The sequence below is a fragment of the Paenibacillus sp. USHLN196 genome, assembly GCF_037144955.1.
GTDB classification, from domain to species: domain Bacteria; phylum Bacillota; class Bacilli; order Paenibacillales; family Paenibacillaceae; genus Paenibacillus; species Paenibacillus xylanexedens_C.
The window spans coordinates 114318-132510 of the sequence record NZ_JBBCYH010000016.1; the positions used below are offsets into that span (position 1 = coordinate 114318).

17 protein-coding genes are annotated in these 18193 nt (G+C 44.1%); 11 read left to right on the forward strand and 6 right to left on the reverse strand.

Features of this window, described 5'->3' with window-relative positions; genetic code table 11:
- Positions 1 to 86 precede the first annotated feature (86 nt).
- The gene (locus tag WFI24_RS28860; RefSeq protein ID WP_336765365.1) at positions 87 to 689 is read right to left on the reverse strand and encodes a hypothetical protein; all 603 of its coding nucleotides are present in this window, start codon (positions 687 to 689) and stop codon (positions 87 to 89) included.
- Between the two features lie 333 nt (positions 690 to 1022).
- Between WFI24_RS28860 and WFI24_RS28865 the strand changes: the two genes are divergently transcribed.
- Positions 1023 to 1472 carry a hypothetical protein gene (locus WFI24_RS28865; protein ID WP_336765366.1) on the forward strand — a complete coding sequence of 150 codons (450 nt, stop codon included), beginning with the start codon at positions 1023 to 1025 and terminating at the stop codon, positions 1470 to 1472.
- A complete protein-coding gene (locus WFI24_RS28870) occupies positions 1469 to 1909 on the forward strand; it encodes a hypothetical protein (protein WP_336765367.1) in 441 nt (146 codons plus the stop codon). Before WFI24_RS28865 ends, WFI24_RS28870 begins: the two co-directional genes overlap by 4 nt.
- Positions 1910 to 2022: 113 nt before the next feature.
- Here the strand turns inward: WFI24_RS28870 and WFI24_RS28875 are convergent, their stop codons facing one another.
- On the reverse strand, positions 2023 to 2427 hold the full coding sequence (locus WFI24_RS28875; protein WP_145326300.1) for a CBS domain-containing protein: 405 nt from the start codon (positions 2425 to 2427) through the stop codon (positions 2023 to 2025).
- 177 nt (positions 2428 to 2604) lie between these two features.
- On the opposite strand from WFI24_RS28875, the gene pbp4 reads away from it, so the two are divergent.
- The gene (pbp4, locus tag WFI24_RS28880; protein WP_336765368.1) at positions 2605 to 4713 is read left to right on the forward strand and encodes a penicillin-binding protein PBP4(5); all 2109 of its coding nucleotides are present in this window, start codon (positions 2605 to 2607) and stop codon (positions 4711 to 4713) included.
- A gap of 84 nt (positions 4714 to 4797) precedes the next feature.
- On the opposite strand, the gene WFI24_RS28885 is transcribed toward pbp4, so the two are convergent.
- Entirely contained in the window at positions 4798 to 5286 is a 489-nt protein-coding gene (locus tag WFI24_RS28885; RefSeq protein WP_336765369.1) for an SRPBCC family protein, read from the reverse strand.
- Positions 5287 to 5652: 366 nt separating this feature from the next.
- Between WFI24_RS28885 and WFI24_RS28890 the strand changes: the two genes are divergently transcribed.
- From WFI24_RS28890 to WFI24_RS28910, 5 genes are all read left to right on the forward strand, one after another.
- Positions 5653 to 6069 (forward strand): VOC family protein, encoded by a 417-nt coding sequence (locus WFI24_RS28890; RefSeq protein WP_336765380.1) that lies wholly within the window; start codon positions 5653 to 5655, stop codon positions 6067 to 6069.
- A gap of 288 nt (positions 6070 to 6357) precedes the next feature.
- Positions 6358 to 7473: a hypothetical protein gene (locus WFI24_RS28895; RefSeq protein WP_336765370.1), complete on the forward strand. Its 1116-nt coding sequence runs from the start codon at positions 6358 to 6360 to the stop codon at positions 7471 to 7473.
- Positions 7474 to 7484: 11 nt separating this feature from the next.
- Positions 7485 to 8633 carry a S1C family serine protease gene (locus WFI24_RS28900; RefSeq protein WP_336765371.1) on the forward strand — a complete coding sequence of 383 codons (1149 nt, stop codon included), beginning with the start codon at positions 7485 to 7487 and terminating at the stop codon, positions 8631 to 8633.
- Between the two features lie 121 nt (positions 8634 to 8754).
- Positions 8755 to 9354 (forward strand): TetR/AcrR family transcriptional regulator, encoded by a 600-nt coding sequence (locus tag WFI24_RS28905; protein WP_336765381.1) that lies wholly within the window; start codon positions 8755 to 8757, stop codon positions 9352 to 9354.
- A 32-nt stretch (positions 9355 to 9386) separates the two neighbouring features.
- On the forward strand, positions 9387 to 10607 hold the full coding sequence (locus WFI24_RS28910) for an MFS transporter (protein WP_336765372.1): 1221 nt from the start codon (positions 9387 to 9389) through the stop codon (positions 10605 to 10607).
- An 86-nt stretch (positions 10608 to 10693) separates the two neighbouring features.
- Here WFI24_RS28910 and WFI24_RS28915 read toward each other — a convergent pair whose 3' ends face one another.
- From WFI24_RS28915 to licT, 3 genes are all read right to left on the reverse strand, one after another.
- Positions 10694 to 12103 carry a glycoside hydrolase family 1 protein gene (locus WFI24_RS28915; RefSeq protein WP_336765373.1) on the reverse strand — a complete coding sequence of 470 codons (1410 nt, stop codon included), beginning with the start codon at positions 12101 to 12103 and terminating at the stop codon, positions 10694 to 10696.
- 42 nt (positions 12104 to 12145) lie between these two features.
- The gene (locus WFI24_RS28920; protein ID WP_336765374.1) at positions 12146 to 14044 is read right to left on the reverse strand and encodes a beta-glucoside-specific PTS transporter subunit IIABC; all 1899 of its coding nucleotides are present in this window, start codon (positions 14042 to 14044) and stop codon (positions 12146 to 12148) included.
- 184 nt (positions 14045 to 14228) lie between these two features.
- The gene (licT, locus tag WFI24_RS28925; RefSeq protein WP_336765375.1) at positions 14229 to 15089 is read right to left on the reverse strand and encodes a BglG family transcription antiterminator LicT; all 861 of its coding nucleotides are present in this window, start codon (positions 15087 to 15089) and stop codon (positions 14229 to 14231) included.
- A 312-nt stretch (positions 15090 to 15401) separates the two neighbouring features.
- On the opposite strand from licT, the gene WFI24_RS28930 reads away from it, so the two are divergent.
- The 3 genes from WFI24_RS28930 (at position 15402) to WFI24_RS28940 (ending at position 17421) form a co-directional block, all read left to right on the forward strand.
- Entirely contained in the window at positions 15402 to 15569 is a 168-nt protein-coding gene (locus WFI24_RS28930; protein WP_074093608.1) for a DUF3934 family protein, read from the forward strand.
- 164 nt (positions 15570 to 15733) lie between these two features.
- Positions 15734 to 16165 carry a MarR family winged helix-turn-helix transcriptional regulator gene (locus WFI24_RS28935; protein WP_036605963.1) on the forward strand — a complete coding sequence of 144 codons (432 nt, stop codon included), beginning with the start codon at positions 15734 to 15736 and terminating at the stop codon, positions 16163 to 16165.
- A gap of 80 nt (positions 16166 to 16245) precedes the next feature.
- Positions 16246 to 17421 (forward strand): YhgE/Pip domain-containing protein, encoded by a 1176-nt coding sequence (locus WFI24_RS28940; protein ID WP_336765376.1) that lies wholly within the window; start codon positions 16246 to 16248, stop codon positions 17419 to 17421.
- The last annotated feature ends 772 nt before the right edge of the window (positions 17422 to 18193 follow it).

Consider the following 18193-nt stretch of genomic DNA (forward strand, 5'->3'; position numbering starts at 1 on the left):
TACAGCATCATGCTATATTCATCGACATTACAGTTGATTTTGCTTAGAGACGGGCATGTGATCTTCCTACATATGTATCTATTCTTTTAGTCGAGACTCAGGTCAAAATCAGGCTCACACATATAATCTAAGGGGTACAGATCATCTCGGGACGAGATTAATGCACGGAAGTGAAGATCCCTGATATCGTGCTCTGCCACATTTCCATCGGAGTGACTAGAGACAAGCTCAGCTACCACAAACACATCCTCCGCGTGATTACATTTAAAAAGAACATTCTTCGGATGAATGACTTCCTCCAGATAACTGTATGTCATCACGTGAAAAGCTTGTCCACGCCAGTTCGTCTTAATTACTGTATAGGACTGTGTGCGGACCAGATCCAGATAACGTTCCAGTGGGAACGTATGCTCAAATTGCGTAATGTAGCCTTTTTTGTCCACATCAATAGTAAATTCGACATCATAGCTCACATGCATTTCATCTTTATAAGTTCCGTTCATGACCTTCATGGCGTCAAAGTGTGATCCGAATTCGGGATCTTCTACATAGGGAATGGTAACGAGTTCAGGATCAACATGATCTGTGATCTTGCTGTTTATGGAGGGGGCGGTGTAATACTTCGATGGTTGAAGATCAATCGATCCAATCATGCTTCCTGGGAAACCGGGGCTGCAAGTTATTCGCATAGTCATCTCCTTTAGATATCATCAGTAGTTAGACGAATGACTTAGGAGAAAGTTGCACCAAAATTAGACGATGGAGTTGTATTTCCAATCGTCTTGCTCTTTTGATACAGTATCTGTAGGACATAACAGAGATTATATCATATATGGAACAAGTCCTTCAGATATTGATGCTTAATGCGCGGCAGAAGAGCACACCTTTTTGAGTGGTTTCCTCCCACTTCATGTCAGCATGAAGGATTCCGGAACTTGAAGTGTACGGAGGTCAAGTCACACCTCCCCAAGTCTGGATACCTGTAAAATCTGTGTGAGCAAAATTGAATTAGGAGGCCTACAATGTTATCCAATAAAGTGATTGATCATTGCCAGGAACAAGGCTGGTGGCATGAAGATGTTCCCGCAGCATACGAAGAAGCATTGCGAAAGCTTGAGATTGATCTTCAGTCGGATTTTGCACAATTTTATTTACATGCAGAGGATGGACCGACTTTCTACAGCAGGCATCAGGAGTTGTATCAGATCTGCTGGTTTATGGAGAACACCGTATATATGGAAGACATGAATGTAGCACAGCTTACATTGGGGCTACCCGAGGCGTATATTCCGATGGACAGTTTTGAAGGTGAAGGTGGATTTTTCTACAACCGTCAGACGGGAGAAGTGGTGCTGGTGGAACTGGGTGAGTCCATCGAACGGTTTCTCAATGGCGAGAGTAAGCCGCAGTGGGCTGATTTCAATGCTTTTCTGGAGTGGTATTTCGTTCTGGAGGAGGAGACGGTGCATTGAAAGATCTAACACCGGAACATGCCGAACTGGAGCGACAAATTGTTGAAACGGTAGAAGCCGGTAATGTGCTGGATGAGACGCAACAACATGAACAAGCACTTATCTATTATGATCAGGCATGGGGTATGCTGCCCGAGCCGAAGATGGAATGGGAGATTGCAAGCTGGATCGCATCCTGCCACGCGAATGCGCATATCGATCTGAAGCAATATGGACTGGCGAAGCCGTGGGCTGAGATATCGTTACATACGCGGAATACGGATAGAGATACGAGTCCGTTGATCGATCTCGGCATGATCTGTATGAGACTTGAACAGCATGACGAGGCGTATTCGTATCTGCATCAGGCGTATGAGTTCGGCAAAGAGCGCGCATTTCAGGGAAACCCAAGAGACGTGTTGAGTTATTACAAGGAAGAGCGGGCTAAGCGCAAGTAGAGTAATTCGAACCATAGCATGAAATGAAAAGGGTACCCCCGTTGGCCAATTATTGACCATAGGCGTACCCTTTCGAGTTGAATATTCGTTTATTACGGGATGTCCGCTTGAATCTAATCCGAGATGTTGCGCGTATAATATTCAATAATATCCTTACGACGGATAATACCGAGGAAGACACGATCGACATCTACTACGGGCACAAAATTTTGGTCTGCTGCAAGTGTCAGCATATCCTCCATTTCAGCCTCAATGTAGACACATTCATTATATACCCGATTGTTAATCTCATGGACTTGAACCTGATCCATATTATCAAAAGTCAAGCCGGGTGTATTTCGCATTTTCCATAACAAATCGCCTTCGGACAGAGTAGCAACATATTTTCCATCCTGGTCAATCACGGGAATGGCGGTGTAGTGCTGCGATTCCAACTGCTCAATAGCATCTTTCATGGAAGCGGTAGACTTGATATAGGCCACTTCGGCTTTGGGGAGTAAAAAATAGCTGATTTCCATCATCGGGCTCCTTTTCAGCCTTTTGCATAGCAAAAAAGCTTTAGTATGTAATCTCACTCTTCTTATTTAAACATATTATGTGAGCTTTCGGCTATTTTTAATGATAAATTCGTCAGATTTGTTTCATTGTTTAAATGGCTCTGGAAATCTATAGTGTATATTAGAGGTGATGTGACCATGAAATCCAAACGTAAGTTAATGTACGGACTGCTACCCATCTTATTTGCAGGTGGCATCGGAATGTATCTATACATGCAGAATAACAAAGAAGCAGAAGCGAAGCCCCAGACTACCGTGAATCAGTACATAGAGCATCTGCAAAAAAAAGAGTTCGATCAGCTATATACCTTGATGACACCTGCTTCACTGCAAGAGTCGGGCATGAACAAGGAACAATTTGTTGAGAAATATAATGCGATCTATTCGGGTATGGAAGTATCCACCGTCAAGGTGGAGGTTAAGCCTGTAGATGTTCCCGAAACGGCCGCCGATGGCAGTAAGACAGATGCTGAGGATAAAAACACGGATACGTATGAGGTGGACTATAACCTGCAACTGACAACCTTTTTGGGAGAAGTCAGCGAGACGCATACACTGAAACTGGTCCGACAAGAACTGGAGGATGGGGGCAAGAACTGGCAAATTAACTGGCAGCCTTCGCTGATCCTGAGTGACATGATTAAGGGCAGTAAGGTACGAGTAAGGACACTGTTCCCGGATCGTGGAAACATTGTGGATCGTGATGGTTTGCCGCTGGCTACCAAGGGCACGATGAATGAATGGGGCATTGTACCCGAGAAACTCGGTGATAACCCGGACCAGATGATTGCCCAAATTGCGAACCATTATCAAGTTTCGGAAGACGCCATTCACAAGGCGCTTGCGCAGACATGGGTGAAGCCGGAATATTTTGTCCCGATTGCATCCACAGAGGAGTTTGACGTGCCGGCGTCTTTAAGCGGGGTTACAATGCAAAGTAAGGAAATCCGTTATTATCCACTTGGCGAGGCAGCTGCGCATCTGATTGGTTATGTACGTAAAGCCACCAAAGAAGATCTGGATAAGGATACAGAAGGGTATTATCGCGCAGAGGATTGGATCGGCAAAGCAGGTTTGGAGCAGTCCATGGAGAAGCAGCTGCGCGGTGAACGTGGTGGTCTGATTGAAATCACCGATGAATCCGGTAACTCCCGTTCTGAGCTTATTCGTAAAGATGCTGTAGATGGACAGAATGTTCAACTGACAATTAGTTCCAAGCAGCAAAAAAAATTGTATCAGACATTATCCAGCGGAGGGGACGCCGGAGCGATGGTTCTGATGAATCCGACGGACGGCAACCTGCTGGCGTTGGTCAGTGCCCCTTCCTATAATCCGAACAAGATGGTTACAGGACTTACACAGGCAGAGTGGGATGCTTACTCGGCGAATGAGAAGCTTCCTTTTATCAACAGAGTCACTACCCGGTATGCACCAGGATCAACCTTCAAAGCCATTACAGCCGCAGCGGGACTAATGGAAAAGGTGACCACAGCGGACAAAACACATGAAATATCAGGCTTGCAATGGCGTAAAGACGATAGTTGGGGCGGTTACTATGTCAAGCGTGTGAAGAGTTTGTCCCCGGTGAATATGGTCGATGCACTGGTATATTCGGACAATATTTACTTTGCAATGGAGGCCATGGAGATGGGCAGCACCAAGTTTATTGAGGGGATCCAGAAGTTTGGTTTTGGCGATAACTTTGGACTGGATGAACTGTACCTGAAGCCGAGCCAGTATGCTAATGAAGCGAATTTGGATCTGTCATCCGAAGTGTTGCTGGCTGACACGTCCTACGGACAGGGAGAAATGTTGATGTCGCCGATTCATCTGGCGTCGTCATTTACACCTTTTATTAATGAAGGAAAACTGGTGAAACCTGTCCTGATCGAGGGAAAAGAAACTTCAGACCCAGAGGTGATCATTACTCCCGAAGTTGCAAATACGGTTAAGGATGCTTTGGGAGAAGTTGTCTCCCGACAGGGAGGCACGGCCCATACCTTGAATTCAATACCTGGAGGACTCGCTGGTAAGACAGGAACAGCTGAACTGAAAGCAAAGAAGGGCGAGAAGGGGCAAGAGAACGGATTTTTCGTCGTATTTGATACCGAGTCGCGCGACTTCCTGTTATCTGCTGTGATTGAAGAAGTGAACGGCCGGGGCGGAAGCCACTATGTCGTGGATAAATTGAAGCCTTTTCTGGAAAAGTTGGAGATGCCGGATAAAGTAAACTTTGCAGACGAATAAAGTGTGCGAAGAAATAAAGTGAAGTTGTAAATAACAAAAAACACCGGTGACGGTGTTTTTTTGTCTGAGGCTATACCAAACGGTTTATATCTTTGATAGGTATTCGGTTAATTGATGGAATGTTCCAGTAAACCCGTTGTGTACCATCTCTTTTGAAGCCTCAAAAGTTTGATTTTCTTTCTCAGTTGGAGATACAGGTGTAACAATCATTTTAATGGTTGTCTGCCCCTCTTCCTCGCTGAACGTCACGGTATTCAGAGTTTTCATAGGCCAACTTTTGTCAAAGGGCGCACGGACAGTGTCACCTTTCTCATCAGAAAAGAAACTGGTGTATACGATTTTCTCTGATGAAATAATCTCACTGTATACAAATTTAACCCACATGGTGTCGCCATCAGCAGGTTTCTGGTTGTAATGAAAGACACCGCCAGAACGAAAATCTGATTTAACAATAGTAAATGTCCAACCTTTTGGGCCCCACCAGTTCTGCAGATGTTCTGATTCGGTAAATGCCTTAAACACAAGTTCACGTGAAGCATTGAAACGATAAGAGATTTCAACTTGATTTGACATTGTGTTTCCTCCAATAGTTTCAGGATAAGGTTCGCCATTATTTCCTTGCAGTAATCATAAAGCGTGCAGAGTTGGTACGAATGCCTTTCTCGTCGTGATGTTCTTTCACAAACTGCTGGAATCGCAGGAGAGTTGTGCGATATCATTCGAGTGTAGATGGCCGAACAGGATCAAAAGGACAGACGTATCCCTTGATAGCTGGTACGCGTTTTGACCCAGCCCGACGACTACTTACTTCGAACAATTCGGAACAACATCCGTGTCACCTCACAGGTTGGAATATCACTAATTATATTCAATTGACAGCGTATACGCGAGATGTTATTTTGAGGTGGAATCTATTCTATAAGTTCGAGGTGATCGATGGTGGCTATTCGTGCTAAGCAGATTTTTGTCAATTTACCTGTCCAAGATTTGAAGAAATCCGTTGATTTTTTTACTAAGGTGGGTTTTGAGTTTGACGCCAATTTTACGGATGAGTCCGCTACCTGTATGATCATCGGAGAGAACATTTACGCCATGCTTTTGGTGGAGGAACGGTTCCAATCCTTCATCTCGAAAAAAATCTCCAATGCTGTCGATACAACCGAAGTCATCGTGGCCCTGTCTGTGGATAGCCGTGAGCAGGTGGATGTGATTGTACAAGCTGCCCTCGATGCAGGAGCGAAGCCATACAACGAACCACAGGATCACGGGTTCATGTATGGATGGAGTTTTCAGGATCTGGATGATCACCTGTGGGAAGTCTCCTATATGGATCTAAGTGCTTTTCCTTCAGAGTGACAAAATGAAATTAAGTAGAGCCTTCCTACATTAATAGGAAGGTTCTTTTGCATCCAGTATGACTCGTTCAAACGTGATATCTATAGAACATATGGTGTATTTTACCTTTTTGCTATATGATAAATGTCGATTCACGTTGGCGATTTGAATCGAAGAATGCAACATGCTGAAGTATCAGAGAGCGAAGTATACATATGTTTTTTAGATGGAGGGATCAGGGTGTATTGTCACGTATGTGGGACTAAAAACGGCCCGGGGGATAAAACATGCAGAAAGTGTAGCACCAAATTGAAAGAAGCAGTACCAGCCGAATCACTATCCCGGCAACAACAGCCTGCACCAAGACAAGAAGGTGCCAATCAAGGTCGTACATTTAGCTGGATCATTCCCCTACTGTTGGCAGCGGTAATGGGGGCTCTGTTGACGTACTATTATAATCAGGAGAGCGGTATAAACGCAGAGGTAAAAGCACTGCATGTGCAAGCAGAACAAGCTGCGCTGGACGGGAAATATAAAGAAGCATTGCAACTCCTGGATGCAGCTCTCGCGTTACGCCCGAATGTGGATGCGCTTATACAGGATCGCCAAATCACGGCGAAAGCGTTCAATCTGATGAATCAGTTGAACGAGGCTGCCACAAGTCTGAAAACAGGAAAATTGTCCGCAGGAGACAAGACCATTCAGGCTGTGTCCAAAGTATTGAAGGAGCAAGAGGAACCGATTTTTGCCAAAGTCCGTGCCGCATTAAGTAACAGAAAGGTCACGCTGGCTGTACTGAAGGTGAAAAAAGAGATTGATAGTTTAACAACGGTTGAGGGTCTGGCAGAGAAACTCAAAACGGTATCCAACTTGAATGGCAAGGAAGCCGAAGCAGTAGAGAAGCAAATTGTAGATAAGTTGACCGCGATTAGTTATAAGCAGGCTGAGCAGCAAGTGAAGAAAAAGAATTTTACAGCGGCACTGCAAACCGTTGATCAAGGGTTGTCTTATGCACCTGAGGAAGTGAAACTGACAACGTATCGAGAAGAGATACTACGTGAGAAGAAGGCGTTTGAGAAAGCGGAAGAAGAACGTATTTTGTTAGCAGAACAGCAAGCAGCTGAGGAAGAATTGAGAAATCGGACAGGAGCAGTAAGTGTTGTGGAGCTGACAGCAGAACTGGACATTTATGGTGATCTACATATTAGTGGGATGGTAGCTAACAAGGGTACACGTCCGATTTGGTCGATTGCACTGATAATCAATATTAATAGCACTGATGGTGATTATATCGGTGAGACAGATGCATATGTCTATCCAGTCACATTGGATACCGGAGAACAGGGTTATTTTGAAACCTATTATTATGGAGTGTACGAAACCGCAGACGTATCTGTTACGAATGCAACATGGTATCTGGAGTAGGGGGAGTTAAAATGTCCAAAAGAACATGGAGTACAATCATATCCAGTGCAATCATTATCGGGGCTGGGGCAGGAGGCGTGTTATGGATACATCAGCATTCGGCTGATGAGCTGGAGGTTGGTCCCAGACTGGCTGTTGTTACTGCAAAGGAGATTGAAACCCCGAAGGCGAAGTCTGCCTCCAAGACAACCGTGAAGAAAACGCGTAAACAGATTATTGAAGAGAGTCAGAAAAAAGTGGTTACAATTGAGAGTAGCAGTGGATTGGGCTCCGGTTTTCTTTACAATGATCAGGGAGATGTTGTGACTAACGCGCATGTGGTGGAAGGATCAAAGGAAGTGACCATCCGTACGTTGAATCATGAGGAATATAAAGGTACCGTTATCGGGATTGGGGAAGAAACAGACGTTGCTGTCATAAGGGTACCTGATTTGAAAGAATTGAAGCCGTTGCCCATTGCGAAGTCTAAAGCGGAGGTTGGAGATGAGATCCTGGCACTGGGTAGCCCGTTAGGCTTCGAAAACACGGTAACAACAGGAATCATTAGCGGTGTCGAACGCAGTTTTGAGATTTCGCCGTACATCTATACGAATATGTACCAAATCTCGGCGCCGATCACCAACGGTAATAGCGGTGGCCCATTGATCAATGCAGAGACGGGTGAAGTGCTTGGCATTAATTCAACAGGGGTGAAACAGGAAGCCGGACTCGGATTCAGTATCCCGATTACCAGTGTACTGAAGCAGGTGCAGGCATGGTCCAACCATTCGTCCAACACAAAAGCTGTCCAAATGGTTGGTGAAGGTACTTCGAGGATATCTGCTTCTTCCCTGGAAGCTGAGGCATTGGTTACTGACTTCTATAGTTATCTGAACCTGAGTTACTACGTCGAATCCTATGCATTACTCGGAAGTGACTGGCAAGGCGGCACAACTTATGCCAAGTTCCGTGAGGGGTATCTCAACACCGGTTATGTGACGATCGGGGAGGTCACGTCTTCTGACAAGGGTAATGATGAGATAGAAGTCACCGCTGTAATTACAGCGGATGAACGTAGGGATGGTGAATATGTAACGGCGAAGTACAAGGTTACGTATCAGATTGGTTATGAGAATGGTCAACTGAAAATATTACATGGTCAGGGTAAAAAGATGAAATGAATTAGGTAAGGAGAGTTGGCCTATGTGCCAATTCTCCTTTTTCATTGCTTATATTGGGTGCATCTGTTAAAATACAGAACGAATGTTCAGTATGCATGGGACGGAGTGAAATGGAATGAATATGAATAAAAAGCAACTTCAAACTGAGCAGACCAAGAAAAAGCTTGCGGATGCTTCCAAAGCCCTTTTTGTACAAAAAGGTTATAAAGCAACGTCCATTGAGGATATTGTAGCTGCGACGGGCAGCAGCAAGGGCAATATATATTACCATTTCAAAAGCAAAGAAGGCCTGTTCCTCTATCTAATCGATGAGTGGGATCGGGAGTGGGAAGAGAGTTGGGCCGCCAAAGAACATCTCTACCGCACCTCCACGGAGAAAATTTACGGCTTGGCGGAACAACTGATACTGGATGACATGAATCATCCTTTGACCAAACCAGCCGATGAGTTCTTCACTGGGGAGAAGAAAGAAAATGATATCGAGGAACGAATCGCCTTGATGTTCAAGCGGCATCTTCAATTTAACAAACAAATGATAGAACAAGGGATTGAGAGCGGTGAGTTCAAAGCAGACAATGTAGATCATCTCGCACTGATTTTAGAAAGTACCATTATTGGTCTTAGTCAGATGTCACGCGGGATGGAGTCTGATCAGGCTCTCGCTTTGTACCGTCAAGCTGCCAGTGTATTCTTACACGGGATTGCAAAAGATAAAGATTAAGCAACATTTTGACAACTACGGAGGATGGAATCATGGCATTACTAACACGGAACAGGGGCGCATTGCTGCTGTTGATGTTTAATATTTTTCTCGTTTTTACGGGTATTGGTCTGGTTGTGCCGATCATGCCTGCGTATATGGATCTATTGCATATCACGGGGTTCACGGTTGGTTTGCTAGTAGCGGCGTTCTCCTTCACCCAGTTTCTGTTCTCGCCTCTTGCAGGACGTTGGTCGGATACGTGGGGACGTAAGAAAATTATAGTCGGCGGCATGCTGATCTTTGCCGTATCGGAGTTCATGTTTGGTGCAGTTAATGCACCGGTGTTGCTCTTCGCAGCCCGGATGCTGGGTGGTATTGGAGCCGCGATGATCTTCCCGGCAGTTATGGCATACACCGCGGATATTACGACAGAGGAAGAACGCGGCAAAGGTATGGGATTGATTAATGCAGCCATAACAACCGGATTTATCATTGGTCCAGGAATTGGTGGATACATTGCAGACTTTGGCATTCGAATTCCATTCTATGCAGCAGGGGTTGCCGGTTTATTGGCAGCGATCATTACAATGATTATTTTGCCTGAATCGGCACGAAGCACAGGAGAGCAAAGTAAACCTGTCGCTGGCGCAGCGAAGGTTAAAGCTCCGGGTATGGTAGCCCAATTGCTGAATTCGTACCGTGAACCGTACTTTTTCAGCTTGATTATCGTGTTTGTTATGGCATTTGGTCTGGCGAACTATGAGACAGTATTTTCACTGTTTGTGGATCACAAGTTTGGTTTCACGACGAAAGATATTGCATTCATTATTACATTTGGTTCCATTGCGGGTGCGGTTGTTCAAGTATCATTAATCGGTTGGTTGCTCAACCGGTTTGGTGAAAAGATGGTCATTTCGGTCTGTCTGTTATTCGTAGCGGTATTTGTACTGTTGACTTTGTTTGTGCATACGTACTGGCTCATTCTTGTTGTAACTTTTATCGTCTTCTTGGGAATGGATATCTTACGTCCGGCGATCAGTACACAGATGTCCAAATTGGCACAAGAACAACAGGGCTTTGTGGCCGGACTGAACTCGGCCTACACAAGTTTGGGGAATATCGCAGGTCCAATCGTAGCTGGAGCACTATTTGATGTGAATATTAATTATCCTTACGTTTCGGCAGCTGCCGTTCTAGCAATCTGTTTCCTGTTATCCCTGCGGGTACTCAGAGGGGTCAAAACGGTAAAACAACCGAAGGCTGAAATGTAATTTCATTTGGGAAAAGAAAAGCATTAACAAAAAAAGTCGACTACACATGGAAAACTGTGCAGTCGACTTTTTTTGATATTACGGTATTAACGGATTTCTCCATTCGTTTCAATCAGTTTTTGATACCAGTGGAAACTCTGTTTGCGGATACGTCTCAATTCTTTGATATCGAATTCCTCACGATCCACATAGATGAATCCATAACGTTTGCTTGACCCTTGATGTGTACTAACCAGATCGATCGCAGACCAAGGGCAGAAGCCAAAAACATCCACGCCGTCCGTAATCGCCAGTTGAATCTGTTCGATATGTTTATTGAAGAACTCAATACGATATGGATCGTTAACCACGTCGCCTTCCTCCAGTTTATCAAAGGCCCCCAGACCGTTTTCCGTAACAATCAATGGCAGATGATAACGGGAGTAAATCTGGCGAAGGGTAGAGCGGAAGCCCACGGGATCAATTTCCCAACCAAACTCCGTTTTTTGCAGATTAGGATTCACAGATCCTCTATATGCGCCCGGTTCACCTACGATTTCATGCTGGTCTCCTGTATGAGAGAAGTCATTGCCATCGTTCAGACTTTCACCAACCGTCTGGGAAGTGTAGTAGTTAAATGCAATAAAGTCAGGGTTTCCTTGAGCCAGGATGTCCATATCTCCGTCTTCAATGATGGGAGTATATCCTTTCTCTTCGAGATAACTCCAGGCAATATGATTATAACGTCCATATACCGCCATATCGAGATAGAGCCAGTTACGAATGGCAGCATAGTTATCAGCCGCGAGTGTGTCTTCTGGTTTGGAACTTGCCGGGTAGATTACACCGATGTTGGGTGCTGGGCCAATTTTGGCTTCAGGCAGCATATCATGACACAGGACCATGGCTTTAGCTTGGGCAACCAGCATATGGTGATTTTGCTGATACAGTGTTTTTTGCGGATCAACAAGTGTTGTATCCAGTGTACCCAGAGAGCCAGGATGCAGGATTAGCATATTTTGTTCGTTGATGGTCAGCCAATATTTAACCCGATCTCCGTAGTTCTCATATAGGGTCTTGGCATATTGTTCAAAAGCATCAATCGTTGCTCGGTTGGACCAGCCGCCTTTTTCTTCAAGCGCATAAGGAAGATCGAAGTGATACATCGTCACAATGGGCTCAATACCGTATTTAATTAACTCATTAATGAGGGAATCGTAAAAGGCGAGGCCCTTCGGATTCACTTCACCTGCTCCTTGCGGATAGATGCGTGTCCATGCGATGGAGAAGCGGTAGGCTTTAAAGCCCATTTCGGCGAGCAACGCCACATCTTCTTTGTACATATGATAGTGATCACTGGTTACCTTGAAGTCGGTTACGCCTTCCACATGATTCCCCATGTCGATGACAGAAGGGCCTTTACCATCTTCATTCCAGGCTCCCTCAATCTGATAGGCAGAGGTTGAACCTCCCCAGAAAAAATCTTTAGGAAATGGTTTCAGTTGAGTATGTTTCATAGTTAGTTCCTCCTAAATTGAATTCGTATAATATAAGTTGGGTCAGACTACGAGAGTCAGCAGGACATCATTTTTCTGTACCTGTTCCTGAGTTGTTTCGAACACATCCACTTCTTGTTGCGTTAGAGTGACAATGACAGGTGTTACGGTTTCGTATCCGGCTTCCTTGATCTTATCGATGTCAAACTGGATCAACAGATCGCCCTGTCTTACGATATCACCTTCTTGAACAACAGGAGAGAAGTGTTTTCCCTTCAGCGCTACTGTGTTGATGCCAATATGAATCAGAATTTCCGTTCCTGCGTTAGTTGTTAATCCAATGGCATGTCCAGTCGGGAAGAGGGAAGTGATAACACCATCTACCGGAGCGACAACTTCGCCAATCTCAGGGACAATCGCCAAACCTTTGCCCATAGCACCAGTTGAAAAGGCTGGGTCGTTAATGGTACTCAGTGCTACGGCTTTACCTGTAAGTGGGCTATAAATTTGTTCTTTCTTGATTTCTGTTGTTTGAGTCTCAGGTACGACAGGAAGCTCTACCGGCGTACTTTCAGCCGATGTGCTGGAGACAGATTTGTTTGTCTCGGAAACTGTATCTTTGGTTTTGCTTTCGTAACCAAACATCACGGTTAATACCGCTGCTACCGCAAAGGAGCAGGCAATCGCAATCACGTAGACAACCGTTGGTGTATAGACAGGAATGGCAAATATATTGTGGAACACATAAGCAGTCATTTTAACACCAGAGTGACCATTAATGGCACCGCCGATCGCACCAGCGATAACCACGATAGGAATCACACGTTTATAACGCAGGATCAGACCGTATACGATTGGTTCAGTTACTCCTGCAAGCAAACCGGTAAGGCTGGTCGAACCAGCAAGAGTCCGCAGGGTTTTATTCTTTTTGGCTTTTAGAAAAATACCGAAGGCTACACCGATTTGTGCAAACACGGCTGCAGCAGCCATGGCTTCAATTGGATCGCCGCCAACTCCGATATTCTGTATCGTGATTGGAGTAAAGCCCCAGTGGAGTCCGAAGACAACCATGAAGGTCATGAATCCACCCAGTACAACCCCTGATAATATACCGCTGACACCAATGAGCCAAGTTACGCCGGAGGAGATCCAGTCACCTACCGTGGTACCGAACGGTCCGAAGGCCATTGCGGACAGAGGAACCATAATCATCAAAGCAATCATCGGTACAAGGAACAATTGCAGGTCTTTCAAAATGATTTTTTTGAGTAACTTATCCAGAACAGCGTAGATGCTGATCGATATGAAGATTGGGAATACGCTGGCTGAATAATTCATCATGACAACCGGTATGCCCAGGAACGATACATCCGAGCCTTTATCCATGAGCCTAGTGAAACTCGGTTCCATCAGAGCGGCACCAATTACGCCAGCTACATAAGGATTGGCTTTCAGCTTCATACCCAGTGTGATGCCGAGGAAAATGGGCAAGAAATAAAATACAGCGTTGCCGGCAGCGGATAAAATCAGGTATGTGTCACTTGTATCAGACATCCATCCAAGCATGGTCAGGACAGTCAGCAAAGCTTTTAATATACCTGATCCTGCCATGGCCGGGATTAACGGCGAGAAACTTCCGGAAATAATTTCAAAAACTTTGGATAATAGCGAGGTTTTTTCCCCTGTGGACTCAGTCGATGAGGAGGAATCTCCTCCGAAATCCCGGTTTTTCATGATCTCTGCATATACATGAGCTACATTACTACCGATTACAACCTGGAACTGGCCGCCGCTTTCCACAACGGTAATAATGCCGTCATGCTTTTCCAACGTTTCACGTTCGGCTTTTTTTGAATCTTTCAGGTCAAATCTCAGCCGGGTCGCACAGTGGACAAGACCGTTGATATTGGCTTCTCCGCCGACGAGACGAACGATGTCATCCCCCATTTTTTTATGATCCATGTTCATTCTCCTTTGTTGTTAAGATTGCCTGAAAACAAAAAAATACCTAAACGAATGGCTATGATCATCGGAAAGATGACCTGTTGCCAATCATTTAGGTATCGCCTGCTTAAGCAGTAACAATCCTTGTCGTTAAGTTGTGAGACCTACTATATATGACGCCGAAATCGTTTGCAAGCTTTTTTTATTCTGTGTCCACTAACTCGTTACGGGAAGTGACCCGTTGAATATGGATCGTCAAATACACCTTTTCATCAATGGACATGGCACTTTCAAACTTGTCTTCAAGGTACTGATTGATCCGTTGCGTGCATTCAAATGCCTTGCTATATTTCTCCTTCACCTGCTCATACAGAAAGTTATCTCCAGAAGCAAATTGCTCCTGTTCATTACTCAACATTCTCTGGACAAAATATTGAAGATGGGTAATAAACCGGGAATAATTAAATGAATTTTCATCCAGGGCGATGTGGTAATGGTTGGTCACAATGTTGAAGATATCATCAATAACTTCAGTAATTTCAACGGTTTGTTTCATGCCTTGAGCATCTTGACGAGCGTTTACAAAATGCATCGCAATAAAGCTGGCCTCATGTTCATCCATCTGGATGCCGAATTGTTCCTGAATCAGCTCCACAGCGTTCATGCCAATCCCAAACTCCTTCTTGTAAAACTTCTTGATCTGCCACAAAAGGGAATTCTTCAGACCGACGGATTTACGGTACCGGGTAATGGCAAACTGAATATGATCGATCAATGATATATAGATATTATCACTAAAAATATCGCCCATTTCCTGTTTGGCATGGCCCACAATTTCGTCTGCTAACTTCAAATATTCAACCGATGTCTCCCCAATCAGATCGATTAGTTTTTGCGGTATTTTATCCGATTTCAGCACAAAGGTTTTTTCGATTTTATCCTCATCCACAGGCTGTCCGTTTTTCTTTTTGAAGCCAAGACCGTTGCCAATGACAACAAATTCGTGACCAACCTGGTTCTCAGCCCGGATGACATTGTTGTTAAAAATCTGACGGATGATCATATATGTGTTTCACCTCAATTGGTCGTAATAAAAACAAAAAACCCAAACTAAGGCTTAATAGACAGCCTTGGTTTGGGTATCGCCTGCTTACCAGTAACAATCCCGAAGAAGACGCAGCTTCCTCTTTCAATTATGTCCACTATACCGCTTTCATAACAGAATAACAATACAATGATTTCTGGAAATGGACGTAAAGACGTGGATTTTTGGTATAATAAGAAATGCTGGAAGTGAATTAGATGGGCTGGGTTGCATCATAAGTTACCGAGGACGGTCATTTTTAAGCATATACAGGATTATTGGAGTGATAACATGAGTAATGCAAAGGGAAAAGGCGGCACCGGCCGTGGTACGGGTAAAAAAGGCTGGAACCGTTGGCAAGCCGCTGCAAACCGGGCAAAAAGTGCCCCGAAGCCTTATAAAAGTAAAGGTACAAAGAAGAAGGACGATACCGAAACTTCAAGTGGCAAGCCCGAGTAAGTATGGCTTGACGATGCCAGAGGAGAGAGCTGCCTGACTAACGGGTGGGTCTCTTTTTGCTTGAAAAGATAAAAATTAAATTGACAGTAATGTAAATATGGTAATAATATAGAGCTTACGCAAATTAGATGGTAGTGCTACTATATAGAGAAAGGAGCATCAGCATGCCTGTTAATATGGATGAAAATCCACTTGGACTGATTCTGTCACGGACGTATCTGGCATACAAAAAAACAACTACCAGAAATCTGAGTGAACAGGATATTACTCCGGAACAATTTGCAGTCTTGAATGAATTGAGCAAGGCTGGAAGCCATATATCACAGAAAAAACTGGCTGAATTAACAGTGCGGGACCAGACAACGGTAGGTAAAATTATAGACAAGTTGATTCGCAAAGGTCTGGTGACAAGAGAAGAAGATCCACAGGACCGCAGAGCGGTTTTGCTTTGTTTGACGGCGGAAGGACTGGAAATGAATAACGTTCTTACACCAAAGGCAAAACAGCAAGAGCAAGAGGCACTCGCCGAATGTTCCCCTGAAGAGCTTGAAGCATTCATGAATGTGATGAATCGCATCTATGAGAAGATGAAATAAATTTTTTTGACCAAATATGTGCATGTGCATATATATGTAGTGCAATTATTTTAATTTTAACTAACGGGAGTCGTGAACGAATGAGAAGCTTCAAAGATTTTCTTAAAGTGCCACAGACAAAAATAGGATTGGTTTTTGCATTGATTGTTCCGCTGTTATTTGTTGTGATCTGGATGACGGGTTATCATCAAGCCACGGAGAGAGTGGATCAACTTCAAGTTGCTCTGGTGAACGAAGATGGTACACAGGGAACAGAGGTACAGAAGCAGATTGAGACGCTCGCGCCGTTCAAGGTAAATGTGCTGGATTCTGCGAAGGAAGCCGAGCAACAGATGAATGCAGGTAAGTATGCGATGGTTATTGTGATTCCGGAAGGGTTTGCTGACCAGATTGGTAGCGGTACAGAGGGGAGCTTGTCCTTTTATATCAATCAGGGAAATGCGGATGTAGCCAAATCCATTGTGGAACATGCTGCGACCGGGATGACCGCACAAATGGGCCAAGGGATTCTGGAATCCAAGGTTCAAGTGACACTCAATAACGATAGTACAAACAGCGATGAACTGAGTGCAGCTATTGGACAAGCGATGGCGAAGATGAATGAAGGGCCTGTGAAGGCTGAAATTAATAAAACGAACAGCGTGAGTGATTTTGCAACATCGATGCTGCCCATGATTCTGGGTTTTATCACCTACATTGCTTCGATGACCATGAACATTCAGTTCAATATTACGTCGAATATCATGAAGCGTAACCACTCCAAATGGGAAATCTTCTGGGCACGGCAATTGCTGTTATTGTGTATAGCTGTGATCGTTCCTCTGATTGTGGATATAGTAGCTCTTCAGTTCACGGATGTTGCGAGTTCCTTCGGCGCTTTGTATCTGTATCATGTGCTGGTGAGTCTGTCTTGTATCTGTTTTACACAAATGAGTTTTGCCCTGTTTGGTAATGCAGGCCCTCTATTTAATGTAGCAATGGTTCCGCTCCAGTTGATGACAGCAGGAAATATCATTCCAGCCGAGATGCTGGCGCCATTCTACCGTTATATCGGAAACTTTCTGCCCGCTTCCAATGGGGTACAGGGATTTATGCGTTTGATCTATAGTGGAGAAGCAGTGGGGGGATACATGGTTCATCTTCTGTTAATCTCGATTATTACGTGGGGAATTACGTTGCTGCGAGTTGGTATGCAAAAAGCAGGTAATGGACAAATGGCGATGACGCCTCCAGCATCAGCACAGGCACAACATTAAGAGTTTCCTTCTATATATAATGTTAATAACACACAAGAAAGTGGTTCACGTATAGTTATATGCGTGCATCACTTTTTTGTTTATCTTCTATATAATGTTGCTACTTATACACGTGGTAACTATCAGAGCACCCCGTAAATCTCACTTGACGTCGATAAAAGGACAAGTATATTGGAACATATTAATGAAGCTAAAATATATCAGAGAGATTTAGTCCTGATAATTCAAGAAAGAATTAGAACTGTATTGTGTTGTATGAATGGAAAGAATGTCATTTAGGCAATAATAAATTTTTACAACGAAGATAGACGGAGATAGAGAAGAGCATCATAGTAAGAAGGTAGTCAATTTTAAAAAAATAAAAAAAATACTAAATTAAGTGTTGTAATTAATATCTATACGTGATATATTATTAATCCGGACAAGAAAACACGGTTTACACGGTGCGGCAAGCGAAACAGATAAGCTTCGAAAGAAACTTAAAAAAAGAGCTTGCAAAGTTGGTTCGGACATGATATTATATAAGAGTTGCTGAAGAGAACGACGTTCGGTAACGAAACAAGTTTGATCTTTGAAAACTGAACAACGAGTGAGTGAACATTCTGCTTGCAGAATGAACGCGAAAGATCGAGATAAGCCTTGGCTTGGATCGACTGGAGCGCAAATGAGATTTTTAATCTCGTCAGATTCAAAATGAGCTTATCGCTCTTTTCAATACTTTATTGGAGAGTTTGATCCTGGCTCAGGACGAACGCTGGCGGCATGCCTAATA

Excerpts from the sequence above, each read along its gene's own strand:
- WFI24_RS28860 (WP_336765365.1), bottom strand. The coding sequence starts at position 689 with ATGCGAATAACTTGCAGCCCCGGTTTCCCAGGAAGCATGATTGGATCG.
- WFI24_RS28865 (WP_336765366.1), top strand. The coding sequence starts at position 1,023 with ATGTTATCCAATAAAGTGATTGATCATTGCCAGGAACAAGGCTGGTGG.
- WFI24_RS28875 (WP_145326300.1), bottom strand. The coding sequence starts at position 2,427 with ATGGAAATCAGCTATTTTTTACTCCCCAAAGCCGAAGTGGCCTATATC.
- pbp4 (WP_336765368.1), top strand. The coding sequence starts at position 2,605 with ATGAAATCCAAACGTAAGTTAATGTACGGACTGCTACCCATCTTATTT.
- WFI24_RS28885 (WP_336765369.1), bottom strand. The coding sequence starts at position 5,286 with ATGTCAAATCAAGTTGAAATCTCTTATCGTTTCAATGCTTCACGTGAA.
- WFI24_RS28900 (WP_336765371.1), top strand. The coding sequence starts at position 7,485 with ATGTCCAAAAGAACATGGAGTACAATCATATCCAGTGCAATCATTATC.
- WFI24_RS28905 (WP_336765381.1), top strand. The coding sequence starts at position 8,755 with ATGAATAAAAAGCAACTTCAAACTGAGCAGACCAAGAAAAAGCTTGCG.
- WFI24_RS28910 (WP_336765372.1), top strand. The coding sequence starts at position 9,387 with ATGGCATTACTAACACGGAACAGGGGCGCATTGCTGCTGTTGATGTTT.
- WFI24_RS28915 (WP_336765373.1), bottom strand. The coding sequence starts at position 12,103 with ATGAAACATACTCAACTGAAACCATTTCCTAAAGATTTTTTCTGGGGA.
- WFI24_RS28920 (WP_336765374.1), bottom strand. The coding sequence starts at position 14,044 with ATGGATCATAAAAAAATGGGGGATGACATCGTTCGTCTCGTCGGCGGA.
- licT (WP_336765375.1), bottom strand. The coding sequence starts at position 15,089 with ATGATCATCCGTCAGATTTTTAACAACAATGTCATCCGGGCTGAGAAC.
- WFI24_RS28930 (WP_074093608.1), top strand. The coding sequence starts at position 15,402 with ATGAGTAATGCAAAGGGAAAAGGCGGCACCGGCCGTGGTACGGGTAAA.
- WFI24_RS28935 (WP_036605963.1), top strand. The coding sequence starts at position 15,734 with ATGCCTGTTAATATGGATGAAAATCCACTTGGACTGATTCTGTCACGG.
- WFI24_RS28940 (WP_336765376.1), top strand. The coding sequence starts at position 16,246 with ATGAGAAGCTTCAAAGATTTTCTTAAAGTGCCACAGACAAAAATAGGA.